The 20,233-nt window shown below is 67.7% G+C and carries 9 protein-coding genes; 3 read left to right on the forward strand and 6 right to left on the reverse strand.

Annotation, left to right across the window (positions count from 1 at the left end; all coding sequences use genetic code 11):
• Positions 1 to 824 precede the first annotated feature (824 nt).
• On the forward strand, positions 825 to 5,420 hold the full coding sequence (locus tag GobsT_RS22645; protein ID WP_010038699.1) for a beta strand repeat-containing protein: 4,596 nt from the start codon (positions 825 to 827) through the stop codon (positions 5,418 to 5,420).
• A gap of 108 nt (positions 5,421 to 5,528) precedes the next feature.
• Here GobsT_RS22645 and GobsT_RS22650 read toward each other — a convergent pair whose 3' ends face one another.
• The 3 genes from GobsT_RS22650 to GobsT_RS22660 all read right to left on the reverse strand — a co-directional run bounded on the left by GobsT_RS22650 (position 5,529) and on the right by GobsT_RS22660 (position 12,245).
• Positions 5,529 to 9,287, reverse strand: a complete 3,759-nt coding sequence (locus GobsT_RS22650) for an efflux RND transporter permease subunit (protein WP_010043032.1) — start codon at positions 9,285 to 9,287, stop codon at positions 5,529 to 5,531.
• Positions 9,288 to 9,387: 100 nt separating this feature from the next.
• Entirely contained in the window at positions 9,388 to 10,698 is a 1,311-nt protein-coding gene (locus tag GobsT_RS22655) for an efflux RND transporter periplasmic adaptor subunit (protein ID WP_010043035.1), read from the reverse strand.
• Positions 10,699 to 10,865: 167 nt separating this feature from the next.
• Complete coding sequence (locus GobsT_RS22660) at positions 10,866 to 12,245, reverse strand: OprO/OprP family phosphate-selective porin (RefSeq protein ID WP_010043038.1); 1,380 nt, start codon at positions 12,243 to 12,245, stop codon at positions 10,866 to 10,868.
• Positions 12,246 to 12,371: 126 nt separating this feature from the next.
• Between GobsT_RS22660 and GobsT_RS22665 the strand changes: the two genes are divergently transcribed.
• Together GobsT_RS22665 and GobsT_RS22670 are read left to right on the forward strand one after the other, a co-directional pair.
• Positions 12,372 to 13,607: a metallophosphoesterase family protein gene (locus GobsT_RS22665; RefSeq protein ID WP_010043040.1), complete on the forward strand. Its 1,236-nt coding sequence runs from the start codon at positions 12,372 to 12,374 to the stop codon at positions 13,605 to 13,607.
• 130 nt (positions 13,608 to 13,737) lie between these two features.
• Positions 13,738 to 16,872 (forward strand): AAA family ATPase, encoded by a 3,135-nt coding sequence (locus GobsT_RS22670; protein WP_010043043.1) that lies wholly within the window; start codon positions 13,738 to 13,740, stop codon positions 16,870 to 16,872.
• 48 nt (positions 16,873 to 16,920) lie between these two features.
• Here GobsT_RS22670 and GobsT_RS22675 read toward each other — a convergent pair whose 3' ends face one another.
• From GobsT_RS22675 to GobsT_RS22685, 3 genes are read right to left on the reverse strand one after another with little or no spacing between them, the layout of a single operon-like run.
• The gene (locus GobsT_RS22675; RefSeq protein ID WP_010043045.1) at positions 16,921 to 19,302 is read right to left on the reverse strand and encodes a BatA domain-containing protein; all 2,382 of its coding nucleotides are present in this window, start codon (positions 19,300 to 19,302) and stop codon (positions 16,921 to 16,923) included.
• Positions 19,303 to 19,344: 42 nt separating this feature from the next.
• A complete protein-coding gene (locus GobsT_RS22680; RefSeq protein WP_148087841.1) occupies positions 19,345 to 19,557 on the reverse strand; it encodes a hypothetical protein in 213 nt (70 codons plus the stop codon).
• The gene (locus GobsT_RS22685) at positions 19,526 to 20,146 is read right to left on the reverse strand and encodes an ATPase (RefSeq protein WP_010043048.1); all 621 of its coding nucleotides are present in this window, start codon (positions 20,144 to 20,146) and stop codon (positions 19,526 to 19,528) included. The genes GobsT_RS22680 and GobsT_RS22685 overlap by 32 nt, the downstream gene beginning before the upstream one ends.
• Positions 20,147 to 20,233: the final 87 nt, after the last annotated feature.

Consider the following 20,233-nt stretch of genomic DNA (forward strand, 5'->3'; position numbering starts at 1 on the left):
GAGGCGCCGGTGTACCGCGCGAGTTCGTAATCATTGAGGTTCCTATCGAACGATCCCCACACAGAGCACTCAACGTTTCGTGACGTTCTCCACGTCTCCCAGAAATCACCTCAACGCACGTTGACACTTCGTGCGGCTGTGTAGTCATTACTGTCAGTCGAATCACCACCCAGAAAATGGCCGTGCCGCGGACCACTCCGCGGCACACGTCTGTTTGAAACGCGATTTGCTTGTCACCCGCACTGTGTGGCGGGTGGCTCCTTTGGTCCGGCCGGCGTTGCGTCCGTGCCGTCAGCCGGTTTGCCGTTTTCGTGCGGGGCCGCTTCGTTTCCCGGCCTGCCGTTCTGAGTGGCAAGAGTCTGCGGCCGGTTGCGGCGCGGGTGCTTCACCTTGTACCTTCTCTACCGGTTCCGTCACTGCCGCGGGCGTGTGAGCAAGCGGCCGCGAGGGTGCGGGAAGCTCTGCGCCGAACGGGCACACGCGGCCAACCCCAGATCACGATCATTTCAACCCGCTGACGATTTCCTTGCACAACATGAAATTTTACCCATTTTACTTGCTCACCGTATTTACTCAGCTTAAAACACATTTCTCGCGGATACTGAATCACCATTCCCGACTCGCAATCAATTGTCCAGCGCCGATGCCGCGCGCCCATTCGCTCTTCGGAACCGGACTCGCGCTCAGGAGTATGATTCAGGCCGCGATAAAAAACGATCAATACATCTCACATCCGCGATATTGTCGCCTGTTGTGAGTGCGATCGTCTATCCGTTGCTAGCGGCCCGAGCGGCCGCCCCCCACTCCCAAGCTCGAGGTCAGAAATGGCGCTCCTTTCCGCGTTGCTCCGGCGGCCGCAATCGCTCCGCTCCTCTCCCGCCCGTGCCCGGGCGCTGTTGCGACTGGCGCTCCTCGAAGACCGCACGGTCCCCGCGACGTTCACGTGGACCGGGGCGGTGGACACGAATTGGAACACCTCCGGCAACTGGAACGACGGGGCAGCCAACACGACCGTCCCGAGTTCGCCGACCGACGTTCTGGTGTTCGACAGCACCGCCGGCGCGAATTTAACGAGCAACAACGACATCGCGGCGCTGACGGTGAGCGAGATCCAGATCACGAACCCGGGTTACACGATCACCGGCACACAACCGGTCACGGTGACGACCGCGGTTACGGATACGACGGCCACGGGCTCGAGCGCGGTTTCGCTGGACATTGCTGGTGCGGCCACGCTGACGAAGTCCGGCGGGTCGACCTTGATCCTGTCAGGGACGAACACGTTCACCGGCGCCACCACCGTTTCGGGCGGCGAGTTGCAACTCGCTGGCGGGGCGGCGCTGGGGGACGCGACCGCGGTTACGGTGGGCGCCGGGGCGGCCCTGACCCTGGTGGCGAGCGAGACCATCGGGTCGCTCGCCGGGGCCGGGAACCTGATGCTCGCCACGTTCATTCTGACGACCGGGGCGAACAACAGCAGCACCGCGTTCTCCGGGGTCATCAGCGACCTCGGCGACCTGATCAAGGCGGGCAGCGGGACGTTCACCCTGTCGGGCGCCAACACGTACGCGGGCACGACCGCGGTGTCGGGCGGCACCCTGAGCGTGACGGGCGACGGGAACCTGGGCACCGGGGCCGTGATCCTGGCGACCGGCACCACCCTGGCCGTGACCGGGGCCACCACCATCGACAACGACATCGCGCTGGCCGGTGCCGCCACCGTCGACACCTCGGTCGCCGTCACCGCCTCGGGCATCCTCTCCGGTAGCGCCGGACTCACCAAGTTCGGGGCCGGCACCCTGACCCTGACCAACACCAATAACGAGGCGGCCTTCAGCGGCACCATCACCGCAGCCAGCGGCACCCTGGCCGTGGCGAACGACAACGCCCTCGGCAGCGGCGCGCTCACGTTCAGCGGCGGGTCCTTCACCATCACTGGGACCACCACGGTCGACAACGACATCGTCCTCAACGCCCCCACCACACCGATCGACGTGGGCACCGGCCTCACAGTCACGCTGTCCGGAGTCATTTCCGAGACTGGCGGCGCGCGGGCGATCGACAAGTCGGGCGCTGGGACGCTCGTGCTCACCGGGACCAACACGTACACCGGCAACACCAACCTCAACGGGGGTACGGTGAGCGTGGCCGGCGACTCGAACCTGGGCGCCGGGACGATCAACTTCAACCAGTCGACGCCGACCCTGGTGATCACCGGCGCCGGCACCATCGACAACGCCATCCTGCTCGGCGTCCCGGGTACGGTCGACACCCCGGTTGCCGTCACGCTGTCCGGTGTGATCTCGGGCGCAAGCACGTTCACCAAGAGCAGCACCGGGACCCTGACCCTGTCGGGCGCCAACACATACACGGGCACGACCACGGTGAGCGCCGGCACGCTGAGCGTGGCCGGGGACGGGAACCTGGGCACCGGGGCCGTGACCCTGGCGGCCGGCAGCACCCTGGCCGTGACCGGGGCCACCACCATCGACAACGACATCGCCCTGACCGGCGCCGCCACCGTCGACACCTCGGCCGCGGTCACCGCCTCGGGCGTCATCTCCGGCACCGGCGGCCTCACCAAGGCCGGGACCGGCACACTCACCCTGACCGGCACGAACACGTTCACCGGCGCCACCACGGTATCGGGCGGGACCCTGAGCGTGTCGGGCGGGGCGGCGCTGGACGACGGGAGCGCGGTGTCGGTGAGCGGCGGGGCGATACTGGCCCTGGGGGCGAACGAGACCGTCGGGTCGCTGGCCGGGGCCGGGAACCTGACGCTGAGCGCGTTCACTCTGACCGCCGGCGGGGACAACACGAGCACCACGTTCTCGGGCGTGGCCAGCGGTACCGGCGGGCTCGCCAAGGCCGGCACCGGGACCCTGACCCTGTCGGGCGCCAACACGTACACCGGCGCCACCACCGTGTCCAGCGGCACCCTGACACTCGCGGGCAACTCGGCGATCGCGGACACGGCCCCCGTTACCGTCAGCGCCGGGGCCACACTGGCTCTGAGCGCCGACGAGGGCATTGGCTCGCTCGCGGGCGCCGGGAACGTGACGCTCGGTGTGAACTTCCTCACGGCCGGGGGCGACAACACGAGCACCACGTTCTCCGGCGTGATCAGCGGCACGGGAGCCCTGACCAAGGACGGCACCGGGACCCTGACCCTGTCGGGCGCCAACACGTACACCGGCACGACCACGGTGAGCGCCGGCACGCTGAGCGTGGCCGCGGACGCCAACCTGGGCGTCGGTACGGTGACGCTGGCGGCCGGCACCACGCTGGCGGTGACCGGGGCCACCACCATCGACAACGCCGTCGCGCTCTCGGGCGCCGCGACCGTCGACACCTCGGCCGCGGTCACCCTCTCGGGGGTGATCTCCGGGGCCAACGGGCTCACCAAGGTCGGGACCGGGACCCTGACCCTGTCGGGCGCCAACACGTACACCGGCACCACCACCGTGAGCGCCGGCACGCTGAGCGTGGCTGGCGACGGGAACCTGGGCACCGGGGCCGTGACCCTGGCGGCCGGCAGCACCCTGGCCGTGACCGGGGCCACCACCATCGACAACGACATCGCCCTGACCGGCGCCGCCACCGTCGACACCTCGGCCGCGGTCACCGCCTCGGGCGTCATCTCCGGCACCGGCGGCCTCACCAAGGCCGGGACCGGCACGCTCACCCTGACCGGCACGAACACGTTCACCGGCTCCACCGTCGTGTCCGCGGGCACAACACTCGTCACCGGGAGTATCGCTACCAGTTCGGGCGTGCAAGTGAGTAACGGGGCCACATTAGGCGGGACCGGTACGGTTCCGGCGGTGACGGCGCTGTCCGGCGCGACGTTGGCCCCGGGCACGTCCCCAGGCGTGATCAACACCGGCGCCCTGATCCTTCCGACCGGGGCCACGTTCAGCCCCGAGATCAACGGCGCAACGGTCGGCTCAGGGTACGACCAGGCGGCCGTTACCGGCACGGTGGACGTGACCGGCGCGACCCTGGCCGTAACGCTCGGGTTTACGCCTGTCGCAGGCACCAGTTTCACCCTCATCGCCAACGACGGCGCCGACGCGGTGACCGGCACCTTCAACGGGCTGGCCGAGGGCGCGACCTTCACCAGCGGCGGCGTGACCTTCACGATCAGCTACGTCGGCGGTACCGGGAACGACGTGGTCATCTCGACCGCACCTCCGACGCTGTCCATCAGCAACGTGACGGCCGCCGAGGGGAACACGGGCGGGACGCCGTTCACCTTCACGGTCACGCTGTCGGTCCCCAGCAGCCAGACCGTGACCGTCAACTACGCGACCGCCCCCGGCACCGCGACCGACGATTTCGTGAGCATTTCGGGCACGCTCACGTTCGCCCCGGGCGAGACCTCGAAGACCGTCACCGTCACCGTCATCGGCGACACGGTGATCGAGCCCGACGAGACGTTCACGGTGGTCCTGTCGAACCCCATCAACGCGACGATCGCGACCGGCACCGGCACCGGCACCATCACCAACGACGACAGAACCAGTCCGGCGGTGGTCAGCATCGGCACGCCCGGCACGCCCGGCACGGTGCGGCCGATCGACCCGACGACCGGCGCGCCCGGGACGCCGATCACCGCGTTCGCCGGGTTCGGCGGGGAAATCCGGGTGGCGGCCGGGGACGTGAACGGCGACGGCCTGGCGGACACGGTCACCGGGGCGGGCGCGGGCGCCGCGGGCGGGCACGTGAAGGTGTTCGCCGCCGACGGCACCCTGCTGTACAGCTTCCTGGCGTTCACCGGGTTCTCGGGCGGGGTGTTCGTGTCGACGGGTGACGTGAACGGTGACGGGTTCGAAGACATCGTCGTCGCCGCGGATGCCGGGGCGGCCCCGCACGTGAAGGTGTTCAGCGGCAAGGACGGGGCCCTGCTCCAGAGCTTCCTCGCCTACGACGCCGGGTTCCGGGGCGGGGTGCGGGTCTCGACCGGCGACGTGAACGGGGACGGGTTCGACGACATCATCACCGGCTCGGGCCCCGGGTCCACACCACACGTGAAAGTGCTCAGCGGCAACGATGGGGTCCTGCTCCGGAGCTTCCTCGCATACGATGCCGGGTTCCGGGGCGGGGTGTACGTGGCGTCCGGAGACGTGAACGGTGATGGCCGCGATGACATCGTCACCGGCACCGGCCCGGGCACCCGGGCGCACGTGAAGGTGTTCAGCGCGTCGGACGGGTCGCTGCTTCAGAGCTTCTTCGCCTACGACGCCGGGTTCCGTGGCGGGGTCCGCGTGGGCACCACAGTCGTAAACGGTCAGACGGCGGTGCTCACCGGTGCCGGCCCCGGCGCCGGACCGCACGTCAAGGTGTTCGTGAACGGCTTGGAAGTGAGCAGCCTGTTCGCCGGCAGCGCCAGCTTTACCGGCGGCGTTTACGTCGGCTGATCGGTCATGGGTGCCGACCCAAGCTCCGATATGCCAGTGAGCCCGCGCGACGAGCGTTTTACTCGTCGCGCGGGCTCACTGGCATTCGCTTCGACCGGTCGGCCGCGGTCAGGGCTGCTTCTGCACGCTGCCGGCCGGCGCCGGGGCGTCTGGCTCGGGCACCACTGGTTCGACCGGTGGTGCCGCCGGAGCGTCGGGCGGGGTCCGGTGCTCGTGCGGCGCGCCCTCGGGCGGCCCGGGCGGGACCTCGGCGACCGGCTCCGTCGCCTTCTGGTGGCTGTGGTGACCGGCCGCGACCGCCAGCTCTTCGCCCGGCGGCTTCGGCGGTCCGTTCATCAGCTCGATGAACCCTTGGATCGCCACGTAAAAGACCGGCACGAAGAACACCGCCAGCACCGTCGAGGTGATCATCCCACCGAACACCGCGGTGCCCAGCGACTGCCGGCTCGCCGCCCCGGCACCCGTCGCAAACACCAGCGGCACCACGCCGAGAATGAACGCGAAGCTGGTCATGATGATGGGCCGGAACCGCATCCTAGCGGCGTCCAGTGCCGCCTGCCGGACACTTCGGCCCGCCAGACGCAGTTCCCGTGCGAACTCCACAATCAGAATCGCGTTTTTCGACGCTAGCGCGATGATGAGCACCACGCCGATCTGCGTGTAGATGTTGTTGTCCATCGACGCGATCGACGGGTACTTGTCGTGCAGCCACGCCTTCGTGTTAACGGCCGCGACCACCCCCAGCAACCCGAGCGGCACCACCAGGATCACCGCGAACGGCAGCAGCCAGCTCTCGTACAGGGCCGCGAGCACCAGATACACCATCAGCACCGCGAGACCGAACACGATGAACGACTCGGTGATGGGCTTGCCGAGCAGGTCGAACGCCGACCCGCTCGACCGCTTCTCCTGGTACGAGAGCGCCGTCCACTCGAAGCCCATCGTCGGCGGCAGCTCCTTGTTCGCCACCTCTTCCATCGCGGCGATCGCCTCGCCGGAGCTGATGCCCTCTTTCGCCCGGCCCGGGATCTGGGCCGTGGGGTACAGGTTGTAGCGGATGATCGACTGCGGCCCGATCACCACGTCCGCGGCGAGCAGCGTGCCGAGCGGCACCCGCGGGCGCGGGCCGGTCCGCGCCGAGCCGTCCGGGTTCACGCCGCCCTCGCGCCCGGGCACCTCCAGGCGCTTGATGATGTCCGTGTCGCCGCGGAACCGGGCGTCCGCCTGGATGCGCACCTGGTAGGTGCGGCCGAACTTGTTGAAGTCGTTGACGTACACGGACCCGAGGTTCGCCTGGAGCGTGCTGAACACGTCGTCCACCTTCACGCCCATCTTTTCCGCCTTCTCGCGGTCGATGTCGAGGTAGATCTGCGGCACGCCCGCGCGGAACGTGCTGCGGGTCTGGCGGCCCTCAATCTCCGGCCGCTGAGCCGCTGCCGCCGCAACCGCATTGGCCCGCTCCTGCAGCACGTCGGTCCCGACGCCCTCGCGGTCCTCGATCTGGATCTGGAACCCGCCCACGAACCCGAGCCCCTGGATCGAGGGCGGCACCAGCACCAGAATCATCGCGTCGCGGTACGCGCCGAACTCGCGCTGGAGCCGGGCCACCAGCGCCTCCTGGCTGAGCGACGGGTCCTTACGGTACTTCCAGTCCTTCCAGGCCGCGAACGCGGTCGCGCTGTTGGGCGCCGCGGTGCCGTCGAGCAGCGAGAACCCGCCCAGCACGAACCAGTTCTCCACCCCGGGCGTGTTCCGCAGGGCGGTGTTCATCCGGTCCGTCACCTCGCGGGTGCGGTCGATACTGGCCGCGTCCGGCAACTGTACCGCGATGACGATGTACCCCTGGTCCTCGTCCGGCAAGAACCCTTGCGGGGTCTGCTGATACCACACGCCGGTGCCCACCGCCAGCGCCAGGAACCCCAGCAGAGTCACCGGCCACGCGCGGAGCAGCCACTTCACGCTCCACGCGTACGCGCCCTCGACCGGCCCGTACACCGCGTCGAAGGCGCGCGAGAACAGCCCCTTCTTCTTCACCGGCTTGAGCCACACGGCGCACTGTGCGGGCTTCAGCGTGAGGGCGTTCACCGCGCTGATGATTGCGGTGGCCGCGATGGTGAGCGCGAACTGCTTGTAGAGCTGTCCGGTGATGCCCCCCAGGAACGCGGTCGGCAGGAACACCGCGATCAGCACGAAGGTGATCGAGATGATCGGCCCGGTCACCTCGCTCATCGCCTGGATCGTCGCCGCCCGCGGCGTCATCCCCTTCTCGATGTGGTGGCTCGCGTTCTCCACGATCACGATCGCGTCGTCCACCACGATGCCGATGGCGAGGATCAGCCCGAACAGCGTGAGCAGGTTCACCGAGAACCCGAGGAACGGCATGAACGCGAACGCGCCGATGATGGTGATGGGCACGGTGGTCGCGGGGACGAACAGCGCGCGCCAGCTCTGGAGGAACACCAGGATCACCACCAGCACCAGCACCCCGGCCTCGAACAGTGTGGTGTACACCTCGTCGATAGCGGCCTCGACGAACTTGGTGGTGTCGAACGGGATGCTGTACTCCACCCCGGGCGGGAGCGTCGGCTTCACTTTCTCCATCGCCGCCCGTATGCCCTTGGCCACGTTCAGTGCGTTGGAGCCGGGGAGTTGGTAGATCAAGATGTTGGCCGCCGGAAACGCGCTGCGGGACGCGAACGAGTCGTAGGACTGGCCCCCCAGCTCGACGTCCGCGATCTCGCGCAGGTACACGATCTGCCCGGCCGCGCCGGACTTCACGATGATGTTCTTGAACTGCTCCGGATCCTGCAGCCGGCCGAGCGTGGTCACCGTATACTGGAACCGCTGCCCGGACGGGTTCGGCGGCTGCCCCACCTGACCCGCCGCGACCTGCACGTTCTGGCGCTGGAGCGCGGCCAGCACGTCCTCGGTCGTGAGCTGCCGGGCGGCGAGCTTGTCCGGGTTCAGCCACACCCGCATCGAGTAAGCGCCCACCCCGCGCACCAGCACGTCCCCGACGCCGGGCACGCGGCTCAGCTCGTCGCGCAGCTTGAGGGTCGCGTAGTTCGAGAGGAACAGCCCGTCGTAGGGGTCCGGGAGGGTGTCCACGCGGGCCGCGTCCGTCAGCGGCACCGGCGGGCGGCCCGGAGGGCGGACGGTCAGCGCGCGAAGCTTGTCCGCGCCTGCGGGGCCGTCGTTGGCGAAGTCGTCTGCAACGGCGATGCGGTAGTACAGCGGGAAGTCGGTTGCGGGTGCGGTGCCGGTCGCCCCGGCCGCGATCACCCCGGCCGCGATCTCGGTAACGTGCGACAGATGCGGTTCGACCTGTGCCCCGGCGGCGCGGACCGCCTCGAACACGTGCTCGGGGGCCGCGCCGGTGGCCTTCAGGGAGTTCGGGTCGAGCGTCAGATCGTACCGATCCTTCGGCGGCGGCGCGGTCAGCGAAATCGCCAGGATAATCGCCGACGACTGCTTGCGCACCTGGAGGCCCTGGCGGCGGACCTCCTCCGGCAGCCGCGGCTCGGCGATGCTGAGCCGGTTCTGCACGAGCACCTGGGCGGCGTCCAGGTTGGTGCCGATCTCGAACGTGATGGTCAGGGAGTACGAGCCGTCGGCCGAGGACGTGGAGGACATGTACATCATGTTCTCGACGCCGTTCACTTCCTGCTCGATCGGGGCGGCGACCGTCTCGGTCACCACCTTGGCGTTGGCCCCGGGGTACAGCCCGCTCACCACCACCGTGGGCGGGGTGATCGGTGGGTAGCGCTCGACCGGGAGCCGGTACAGCGCCACCGCGCCGAACAGGAGCGTGATGACCGCCAGCACGTTCGCAAAAATCGGCCGGTCGATGAAGAAGTTCGAAATCATGCGGCGGGTGTGTGTATTGGGAGGGGCGAGACGAGGAGCACGTGTTGATCCGCGGCGGCCAGGAGTGAGCGCGGCTGCCCGGATCAACAGGCTGCGGAGGTTATTTCTTGGGCTCGGCGGGCGGGATCAGGTTCCACTCCTCCGGCGCCACCGGGGCGCCGGGGCGGGCCTGCTGGAGGCCGTCGAGGATAACACGGTCCTGTGGGAAGAGCCCGGCGGTGATCGCCACGATCGACTTGATCGGGCGGCGGCTCGGGGCGGGCGGCTGGCCCTCCGCGGGCGGCGCCGGGGTCGGGTTGACCGCGATCCAACTGGGCGGCGCCTTGCCGGGCTCGGGCGGCGGCGCTTTCCACACCGGCGCCCCCACGGTGACGATTCGCTTCTCGACCGCGTTGTTGGCGGCCACCACGAACAGGAACCGCCCCTCCTGGCCGCTCAGCAGGCAATCTTCGGGGATTACGGTTTGCTGCGTGTAGTCGGATTTTGGCACGCGCACCCGGGCGTACATGCCGGGGTAGAGGAGCCGGACGTTGTTGGCCAGCAGGGGGTTGTCGAGCGTCCCGCGCACGTGAATCGTGCCGGTCGCCGTTTCGACGCGGTTGTCCCGGAAGTCGAGGGTGCCGCGGTGCGGAAAGTCGCGCTCGTCGCCGACGCCGATTTCGATGTCGGCCACATCCCCGGACGGGTGCGCCCGGATCCGCGCCTTTTGGGCCGCAAAGTAGTCCGCCTCCGGGGCGTCGAACTCGACGTACAACTTGTCCACGCGAACGATCGTGGCCATGAGCGTCGTGTCGGCCTGGATCAGGTTCCCGCGGTGGACGTGCGTGCGGCCGATGCGACCCGGGATCCGCGCCTTAATGTCCGTGTAGCTCAGGATCAGATTCGCGGAGTGCAGAGCTTCCTTCGCGGCGTCGCGGTTCGCTTCGGCCGCCTTTAACTCGGCGACCCGAACCCCGAGCGTTGCCTTAGCGAGATCGAGGTCCGCTTTCGAGGCGGACGCGACCTTGATGAGCCCGCTGACCCGCTCCAGGTCGGCTTTCGACTGCTCGATCTGGGCTTCCCACGTTTTGATCTCGGCGTCGGCCTTGAGCAGCTCCGCCTCCGCCTTCCGCACCGCCGTGTTGTACTCGCGCTTGTCGATCGTATAGAGTGGCGCGTCCTCGGCGACCTCGGTCCCTTCCTTGAACAGCACCTCGGTGAGGAACCCGCGGATCTTCGAGCGCACCTCGACCGATTCGGTGGTGTTCAGGTACCCGTTGTACACCCAGTAGTCGCGCACGGGCGTTGTGGCGGGTCGGACGACGGTCACGCGGGGGGGAGGGGGGGCGGGAGGGGCGGGCTTCTGCGCGCGGCACCCGGCCAGGGCACTAACGGCCGCGACCAGGAAAGTGCCCAGCCAGATTCGGGGCATCGCGACGTTCCTTGCGAGGTTGAACGGGGTGCAATAGTGCAAGCGGCGCGCCGGCCCGCGCACCGTTTTACCTGTATTACTGGCGCCGACGCCGCCCCTTACGGATGGAGAAAAGTGTTGGGCATTAGTCCGCTGGACTATGCTTGCACGAAGTGTTTGGGGGCGGTTTAAAAATCGAAACCGACGCGCACGCCGTAGAGGTCCGCGGCGCCGTGCTGCCCGGTTCGGGTGGTCTGAAACGCGCGAATGTAGTTCGCCGTGATGCGCAGATACGGATTCAAGTACCAGTTGAGGCCGGCGGTCAGGTCGGTGAGCCGGCCGCCGCGGACGCCGCCGTTGTTCAGGTCGAGGTGCGAAAGCCGTAGTGCCAGTTCCCACGCGCCGGGACCGCGGCCCAAGCTCCGCGACTCCCGGCCGACGAAATCGCGGCGCGGCGAAATCCGGTCGAGCATGCCGGTGCTGCGCCGGTACGTCCGGTTCTCACCCGTCAAGAACACGCTGCCGTACACGTACCAGGACTGAAGGTAGACCGCGCCGCTGGCGTAGGTGTCGATGGGGACGAGGACGTACTCGCCTTGAGCCGAAAAGGGGCCGCGGATTAGCAGCGCTTCCGCCCCGATGAGCTGATAGAACCCGGCCCCGACGGCCCCGGTGTCCACAAAGTTGGGCACGTTGGGCGCGGCGGACCCGGAACGCAACTCCGGGCGCACGGCGAACCGCACCTGGCCCCCCTTCGTGGCCCGGGCCGAGTACGCGAGCCCCAGGTGGAGCAGGTCGCGACCGTCGGTTGCTTCGTCGTACCACGGCAGGTACGTCACACGCCCCGTCGCGGCGGAGCGGAAATCGTTACCGGTGTCGTCGCCGAACACGTCGCTGTCGGTGTGGAACGCCCCGACGGCCCACGTCCCGCGCTGGTCCGCGTAGGTGTCGAACGCCATCACCCCGGTGTTGCGGCCGGGGCTGATCGGCTCCGTCGGGAGGCTCCGCTCCATGAACGTGATGAACCGGTTCTGGCTGTACTGCTCGAGCCCGAACGGTTCGAAGAAGTGCCCGGCGCGGACGTGACCGAGCCACGGCACGTCGTTGAGGCCGACGAACACGTCGATGAACGACGGCCGGCCCGGGAGCGCAAAGTCCAAGCCGAGTCGGTACTCGACCTGGCCGTATTCACCGAACATGTTGAAGCGGGCACGGCGAAACGCCGCCCCGTCGGGGATGCTACCGACGGCGGCCCGGTTCACCGCGTCCTGATCGGACCAGATCGAGTCCGCCTGAATTTGGAAGGACCAGTTGAGTGTGGGCTTCTTGGCGGCGTCGGCGGCCTTCTGCTTGGACTTTTTGAGCTCGTCTTCCAGGTGGGAGACGCGCTGCATCAGTTCCGTGAGCTTGTCCTTCGGTCCGTCCGCCACCGGCACCAGTTCCGCGGGGGAGGTGGCCTCGACCGGTTGGACCGGTGCATTTGTGACGGCCGGCCGCTCCTGAGCGCCGAGGCGCGCGCAAATGAGGCAAACGGCGCAAAGAGCCAGCGCGAACGGGGAGCGCAACATCGATCGGAGTTCCGTCTAGCATCGGAGGTTGCGGTCCTTTAACGACATGCGCGGGGTGAATCAACGGGAACCCGAGGCGCTATCTGACCTTTCGCGGCGCGGGGCGCGGCGGCACAATACGCGGGTATGAGAATACTCCACACCGCCGACTGGCACCTGGGGGACCGGCTCGGCCGGATCGACCGGACCGACGACCTCCGCCGAGCGGTCGAGCGCGTCGCCGCGCACTGCAAAGAGCAGAACGTGGACGTGCTCCTGGTCGCCGGCGACCTGTTCAGCGAGCTGGCACGCCCGGACGGGCTGCGCGAAACGATCCGGCACTGGCAGGAGGTGTTCCGCGAGTTTCTCGAAACCGGCGGCACGATCCTCACACTCACCGGCAACCACGACAACGAGAACTTCTGCCAGACGCTCGTGAGCGCGATGTCGCTCGCGTCGCCCACGATCGGGCGCCCCGGAGAGGTGGTTCCCCCGGGGCGGCTCTACCTCGCGGCCGAGCCCACGTTCCTGCGCCTCGAAGACCGCACGGACGGGTTCCCGGTGCAGTTCGTGCTGATGCCGTTCCCGACCCCGCACCGGTTCTTCCGCGGCGACGCCGCCCTGAAGTATGGCAGCCCTGAGGAGAAAAATGCGCTGCTGGTGTCGGCGTGGGCCGACGCGCTGCGCGAGATCCGCGCGCACCCCAAATACGACCCAACCGCGCCCGCCGTGCTGAGCGCGCACGTTCACATTCACGGTTCGACGGTGGGGCCGAGCCTGTTCCGGATCACGATCGAAGAGGACGTGGTGGTCGAGGGCGCGGACCTGCCGCAGCAGTTCGATTACGTTGCGCTGGGGCACATTCACAAGCCGCAAGTCGTTGGCGCCCCGCACATGCGCTACTGCGGCAGCATCGAACGCATGGACCTGGGCGAACAGGGCGACCAGAAGGGCGTCGTTTTGGTCGACATCGGCCGAACCGGGCGGAACGGAGAGCCAGAGGTGCTGTCGCTCCCCTCCACTCCGATTTACGAAGTGGTCGTGTTGGACCCGGCGCAGGACATCCCGCGGCTGCGGGAGGAGTTCCCGGACGCGCAGAACGACCTCGTGAACCTTCAGATCCGCTACACCTCGGGCAAGGACCAGCTCGAAGACGTGCTGCGCGACCTGGACCGCATTTTCCCGCGCTGGTACGCCCGCGACTGGCAGGAAACCGGCGCACTCGGCCCGACGCTGGTGAACCCCGCGGAGGGCGCCGGCGGAAAAGGGTTCGGCGAAACGGTGCGCGAGTACCTCGGACAAGAACTCGTTCAGCACGACGAGGGCGAACGGGACGCGATCCTGAAGATCGCGGAAGGGCTGCTGAAGGAACTGGAAAACTAAGCAGTAATGGCCGCAAAAAGGCACAAGAGGAAGCAGAAGAACACAAATTGAGAGCGGATGTTCTTTAGTCTCTTTTGAGTCTTTCGTGCTTTTTTGCGGCCGTTACTGCCTTCTGGATTGAGACGGCGAAATGATCCCGCAACGAGTGAAGCTGTCCGGGTTCCTCTCGTACAAGGACGAGCAGGAGATTCGTTTCGACGGCGCGCCCCTGTGGATGCTGTCGGGCACCAACGGGAGCGGCAAGTCGAGCATCTTCGACGCGGTCACGTTCGCACTGTTCGGCCACCACCGTGGCGGGAGCCAGAGCGCCGCCGAACTCATCAACAAGGAAGCCACCACCCTCAGCGTCGAGTTCGACTTCACCAGCGAGCGACAACTGTACCGGATCAAGCGGACCGTGCGCAAGCGCCAGAGCGGCGTCGCCAGCACGCAGCAGGTGTTGAAGCACACGCACAGCGAGATCACCGGCGAGACGTGGGAGGCGGTGGCGGGGACCGAATACAGGGCGAAGTTCGACGCCTGGGTGAAGGACAAGATCGGGCTCGATTACGAGACGTTCACGTCGTCGGTGCTGTTGCTCCAGGGCAAATCGGAAAAGCTGCTCGACAGCACCCCGGCGGGGCGCGCGGGGGTGCTCGCGCGGATCGTGGACCTGGAGCGCTACCAGAAACTTCACGGAAAAGCCGACGACAAGCGCCGCGCGCTCAAGAGCGAGCTGGAGGGCCTCACGAATCAACTGCTCGGCGTGAAGGAGGTCACCAACGAGGAGTACGCCGAGGTGGAGGCGCAGATTCTGGAGCTGGATGAGGCGCGGCTGCGCGTGCAGGAGCGCATCGACCACCTCAACGCACTGGAGCTGCGGGCGCGGCGCTGGACCGACACGCAGGCCAAGCTCCAGGGGGTGCGGGCGAAGCTCCAGGGCGCCGAAAAGCTGCTCGGCACCGCGGTCGCGATCGAGAAGGACCACACCCGGCTGCGCGAGCTGCGCGACGTGCTTCCGGCGGTCAACACGATCGTCACCGAGCGCGGCCGGGTCAACGCGTCGGAGCGCAACACCGACCGCCTCACCAAGGAGCGCGAGGAGGTGACGGAGACCCGGCGTAAGACCGATAACACGCTCTCGCAGCTCCGGAAGAAGCTCGCCGCGCTCAAAACCACGCAGACCGAGAACGAGGCCAAAAAGGGGCACCTCGAAACGCGCTTGCGCGAACTGACCGCGGTCCTCGAAAAGGTTAAACAGGTCGAGGACGCGGAGTCCGAGATCGCGCGCCTGGACGACGAGCTGAAGCCGTTCCCGAAGGACACGGACGCGAGGGTGCGCGAGTTCCAGACCGAACACGAGCGGCTCGCGCTGCTGGCCCAGCACGTCGCGCTTTTGGACCGCCTGCACCAGGACCGCTCCGAACTCACGAAGGCGGTCACGGCCGAGCGGCAGGTCCGCGCCGACGAGTCGCGGCTCAAGGCCGAGGGCATCAAGGCGAAAGAGGACTTCACGCAACTCGAGGCCGATGCGAAGGCCGCCCGCGAGGACCGGGCCGCAAAGGACCAGGCTACGGCCGAGGCCCGCGCGCTCGCCCGGCAGGCACGCGAACTCGCCGACGAGTTCAAGAGCATGACCGGCGTCACGAAGTGTCGCGCGTGCGGCCAGAAGCTGACGCCGGAGCATTTTGCGGACGAGAAGAAGGCCCGCGAGACCGAGGCGAAAAAGGCCGAGGAGCGGCTCAAGACGCTGACCGTTGGGGCGGAAAAGGCCCGCACGCGCGAGGACGAACTTGCCGCGAAAGAAGTCAGTGAACGGAAGCGGCTCACCGACCTTCGCGACCGGTGGAAGGACGCCGACGCGGCGCTCAAGCAGACGACCGCCGACATCAAGCGCCTGACCGAGGCGTGCCGGCAAACGTACTTCGCGCTGCCCGACGAGTTCAAGCAGAAGCTCGGCCCGTCGGAGCCGGCCGACTGGTCGGCGGTGACGTACCCGAACCGGCAAGATCTCGCCGCACTCAACGACGAGGCCCGCGGGATCGAACTCACCCGCCGGAGGTTGAAGGCCGCGCAGGAAGAGGCAAAAAAGGCCGAGGCTCTGCGGGCGAAACTCGACTCGGCGCGCGAGCGGCTCGCGCGGGCGCAGCGCGCGTTGCCCGGGGGCGACCCGGGTGCGCTACGTCAGGAATACGTCGCGAAGCAGAGCGAAGAGAAGAGCGTTAAGGCGGCGCTGGAAGCGGGTAAGAAAGAGATCACCGCGACCGAGGGCGACATCGAACGTTACCAGCGCGCCGTGAACAACGCGGAGCAAGAACTGGTCACCATCGCGGGCAAACTGGAGCTTGAGGAGTCGAGCCGCCGGCAGAGCGGTGAGTCGATCGAACGCGCGAAGAAGGCGCTCCCGGCCGCGTGGCAGAAGCCGCTCGAAACTGCGGGGCTCACGGACCGCGCGCGGTGGCAGGACGAACTCGACGAGTTGGTGACCAAAAATACGGAAGCGCGGTACACGCAGCTCCAGGCCGCGCGGGGCGGGTTGGACCCGCTCCGGGCCGAAATCAAGCAGCTCGAAGGTGAGGCCGATGCGTTCCCGGAAGAGGAACGCCGCTCGCCGGACGACGTGCGGAACGAGGTGGCCGCGGCGCGAAAGGAGCTGGACCTTCGGAACCAACAGCACCTCGACGCGCTGGGGCGCCGGCGCGTGCTGGACGACTACCGGCGGCAGCGCTTCGAGCTGGCGGAGCGGTTCCGCGCGGTGGACGCCGACCACAACCGCCACAAGGTGCTGGCGGAGCTGCTGGGCCGCGACCGCTTGCAGCGCCACTTGGTGCGCCAGGCCGAGCGTCAGATCGTGGACTACGCGAACGCGGTTCTGGACCGGCTGAGCGGCGGACAACTGTTCATGCGGCTGGTCGAGTCCGAGGCCGGGACCGACAAGGCGCTGGACCTGGAGTGCGCGAACCGCGTGACCGGCGGGGGGGCGATCAACGTCGCGTTCCTGAGCGGGAGCCAGCGGTTCCGGGTGGCGGTGGCGCTCGCGCTGGGGATCGGCCAGTACGCGAGCAAGCAGCACCGGCCGATCGAGAGCGTCATCATCGACGAGGGGTTCGGTTGCCTGGACCGGGCCGGCCGGCAGGTGATGATCCAGGAACTTCAGAACCTCCGCGGGCACCTGCACTGCATTCTGCTCGTGTCGCACCAGGAGGAGTTCGCGGACGCGTTCCCTGACGGGTACAAGTTCGAGTTGCAGGACGGCGCGACGCGGGTGAGCCGGCTGGTGCGGTAAGCGGTATCGCGTTTCACGCTTGCCGCCCGCCGGGATCGCGAACCGGTCCTATCGCACCCGGCGGTAGAACCGGTTCGCGATGAAGCTCTCGCCCACAAGCAGCCCGAGTACAGCGATCAGCAGCCACGGGAACAGGTCGATCAGCCCGCCCAGGGTGGTTGTCAACAGGTCGGCCAGTGACACGTTTTTCGTCGCGGGCGTCACCGCGATCACGCGCCCCTCGCCGACCAACTCTTCCACATCCTTCACATCGACCTTCGCAAGATTGCTCTCGTCGGCCGGCACATTCAGGCTGAACCCGTCGCGCCACACCTCCGTCGCCCCCGGACGCACGGACAGCGCGTAGTTGCCGGGGGCGTTCGTCTTCGGCGGACTGATGCGCAGCTCCGTTTGTTTGTCGCCCGGGCGGATCGTGGCATCGTTCCCCACGATCACGTTAGGCGGCCCCTCGAACAGCACCACGCTCTCCCGCTGTAACTTCCCGCGCGGCAGCGGGACCGTCACCGTTGCGCCGGTCGGGTAGTTGAAGTTTGCGTCCTCGGTGTCGCCGGCGAGGTACCGCACCAGCAGGTTCGGAAACACCACGAACCAGGACCCGTCCTGCGCCCAGTAGTTGTGCCAGTTGTCGCGGTCGTCGCCCACGTCCATCCGCGTCGTGAGCAGCACAACCTTGCCTTTCGGCTTGTTCCCGTCGTTCGGATCCGTTACCGTTCGCTCCAACACCGCCGGGTGCTGCTGCTCGGGCTTCTCGGCGTCGCGGTACCGCACCGCCACGGTTGCGCCGGCAGCGGGCGTCACGTCCCAGAACTTCCAGGTCACGCGGGGGTTAGAGATCACGTTCAGCCGCTCGGTCCGTTGCTGCCGCCAGGCGTCGATCGGCTTCAACAGCGGGTGCGCGAGAGCCTTCTCGTCCAGAACCCATGTCACACCGTTCTTGCCCTCGCGGGGTTCCTCCCAGGTTGAGGCCGTCTGCGGCGGCGGCGGCGGGGTCACGCGCCGCGTGTCGATCACCTTGCCGAGGGTGCCGGGCATCAGGTCGCTCGCCACGTCGTTATAACCGGCGGGATCGGTCCAGCCGTCGCGGCCCGGGATCACGATGAGCTTGCCGCCCGCGCGCAGCATCGGGCGCAGCTTGTCCCAGAGGGTGCTGCCAGCCGGCAGGTTCGGGTTGTTCACGGCCAGCAGGCACACCGTCTCGAAGCTGCGCAGGTCTTCGGTGACGAGTTCCGCGGGCTTCTTCGGGTCCGGGGCGAATTTCACCACCGCCTGTCCGCCCTCGGCGGTTTCGATTTGGCTCGGCGTCACCACGAGGCAGTCGAACTCTTCCTTGGTGAGGTGCGCCACCTGCCAGAACGTGGCCCCCTTCGGGTCGTCGGTGATGGTGAGGATGCGCCGGGCCGCGCCGACCTTGAACGTCAGGTACCGGACGTTGTCGGCCGCGAGGTTGTCCGGTTTGGAGAGGGCGAACTCCCACTGATTGAGCCCGGGTTTGAGGTTCCGCAGCTCGAACGACAGCCGCTGCGTTTGGCCGCTGACGACCTTCACCGGCTTCGCCAGCGAGCCGTCGGCCTTCGCCGCGCCGGTGAGCTTCGGGGTAACAACCGCCTCAATCGCTTCGCCCGCCGCGCCGACGGCCCCCACGGTCACATCAACCGTGACGGTTTGGTTCGCCGGGACGATTTGCGGCTTCATTTCCACGGCGAGGATGGACACGTTCACCGGCTGGTCCGGGCCGAAATCGAACACAACGTGCGTCGGCTTCGGATCGGGGACCTGCTCGCGGAGCTTCTTGAGGTCTTCGGTGCGGGTGCCGTCCCACGACGACGCGGTGCGGTCGGTGAACACAGCGACCAACTTCTGAAGCGGGTCGGCCGCGTCGGTTTCCTGGTCCACCTTCGCGAGCAGTTGGTAGGCCGCGGCGATGGCGGCGCTGACGTTGTGCCCCCCGCCGCGGGTTTCCTTGAGGTCCTCGATGCGGCGCTGGGCGGCCCCGGTGTCCTGGAGCCACACCGCGGAGAGGTCGGCGGTGTCGAGCACCGCGACCGGTGACCGGTCGGGCAGGTCGTTCAGCAGTTCGATCGCGCGCTGACGGGCCTCGTCGAGCCGGGACAGCTTGTCCGGGGCGTACCCCATGCTCGGGCTGGTGTCGATCACGATGACCGCGGCGACCGGTTGCTCACCGCGGATGTTGAACTGGTCGCTTTTGAGCGAGGGCTGGTACAGGGTGAGCGTGAACAGCGCGATGATGAGCATCCGCAGCGCGAGCAGGATGAAGTGCCGCAGGCGCAGCTTGCGCTGGTTGGTCTTGAGCTTCTGCTTGAGAAAGCGGTACGCCGGGAACGAGAGCCGCTTGGGCTCCTGCTTCATGATCAGGTGCAGCAGGACCGGCAACCCGACGAGGGCCGCTCCCGCGAGAAGAATGGCGTTCATGGTGCCATTCTAACCACCGCGGACGGTGCGTGTTGGCGCGATTCACGCCTTCGGGCGGCCGAACTCGTCGAGCCCGTACCGGGCGAAGATCTCGGCCGGCGCGATCCACACAACTTTGCCGTCGCGCCACTCGCACACGGAGCGGCCCATGCGCGCGTGCTCGAGCAGCGCCTCCTGGTTGGCCGCGGCGTGCGCGCGGGCGATTGCGGACAGGTCGGGCATCTCAATCGCCGGAAGGATCATTTGCTCCGCCATCGTCGGCACTCCGCTGGAATAGGTCCCATGTTTCGGGGTCAAGAACAGTATCAAAGAAGCTATTATTGAAGGCGATCAGGTGCCGCACCCCGTAGCTATTATCATACACCTGCCACGTTGTTACGACAGGCCGGTAGAGCTCAAGGAAGTTGCGTACGCTGCGTGAGTACCGTCGGCGGACCGTGTCGTCCGGGACGTGGTGCCCGCCGGCGCGAACGCGCTCCGCGACCCGGTCGATTGCCATATCGGGACTTCGCAACCAGTAGTACAGCAGGTGGATGGCGTAACCGCTCTGGGCCAGTTCGCGGAGCCAGCGGGCGTAGGCCCGGCCCGAGAGCGTGGTCTCGAAGGCGAAGTTCCGGCGCGCCGCGGCCAGTTCGTGCAGGTGATCGAGCATCACGCGCCCGGCCTTGGCCGCGACCGATTCGCCATCGAACGCGTTCAGCCCGCGGGCGATGGCGTCGGCGTTCGTGAAGGACGGGATTCGCATCGCGTCGCGCAGCAGGTGCTGTGAGGCGGTCGTTTTACCGGCCCCGTTGATGCCGGCGAGAACCGCGACCTGCGGGCGGGCGATAGCGTGGGCGTTCACGGGTGGCTCCTTCTCTTGGCGTGCCTACTATACACAGGGGCACTGCCGTGAAGCCAGTTCGTTTCCGAACCGGCCCGCGTTCGGTAC

It is taken from the genome of Gemmata obscuriglobus (genome assembly GCF_008065095.1).
GTDB lineage: Bacteria > Planctomycetota > Planctomycetia > Gemmatales > Gemmataceae > Gemmata > Gemmata obscuriglobus.

Coding starts and splice junctions, on each gene's coding strand:
- GobsT_RS22670 (WP_010043043.1), top strand. CDS start 13,738: ATGATCCCGCAACGAGTGAAGCTGTCCGGGTTCCTCTCGTACAAGGAC.
- GobsT_RS22665 (WP_010043040.1), top strand. CDS start 12,372: ATGAGAATACTCCACACCGCCGACTGGCACCTGGGGGACCGGCTCGGC.
- GobsT_RS22645 (WP_010038699.1), top strand. CDS start 825: ATGGCGCTCCTTTCCGCGTTGCTCCGGCGGCCGCAATCGCTCCGCTCC.
- GobsT_RS22655 (WP_010043035.1), bottom strand. CDS start 10,698: ATGCCCCGAATCTGGCTGGGCACTTTCCTGGTCGCGGCCGTTAGTGCC.
- GobsT_RS22660 (WP_010043038.1), bottom strand. CDS start 12,245: ATGTTGCGCTCCCCGTTCGCGCTGGCTCTTTGCGCCGTTTGCCTCATT.
- GobsT_RS22680 (WP_148087841.1), bottom strand. CDS start 19,557: ATGGCGGAGCAAATGATCCTTCCGGCGATTGAGATGCCCGACCTGTCC.
- GobsT_RS22675 (WP_010043045.1), bottom strand. CDS start 19,302: ATGAACGCCATTCTTCTCGCGGGAGCGGCCCTCGTCGGGTTGCCGGTC.
- GobsT_RS22650 (WP_010043032.1), bottom strand. CDS start 9,287: ATGATTTCGAACTTCTTCATCGACCGGCCGATTTTTGCGAACGTGCTG.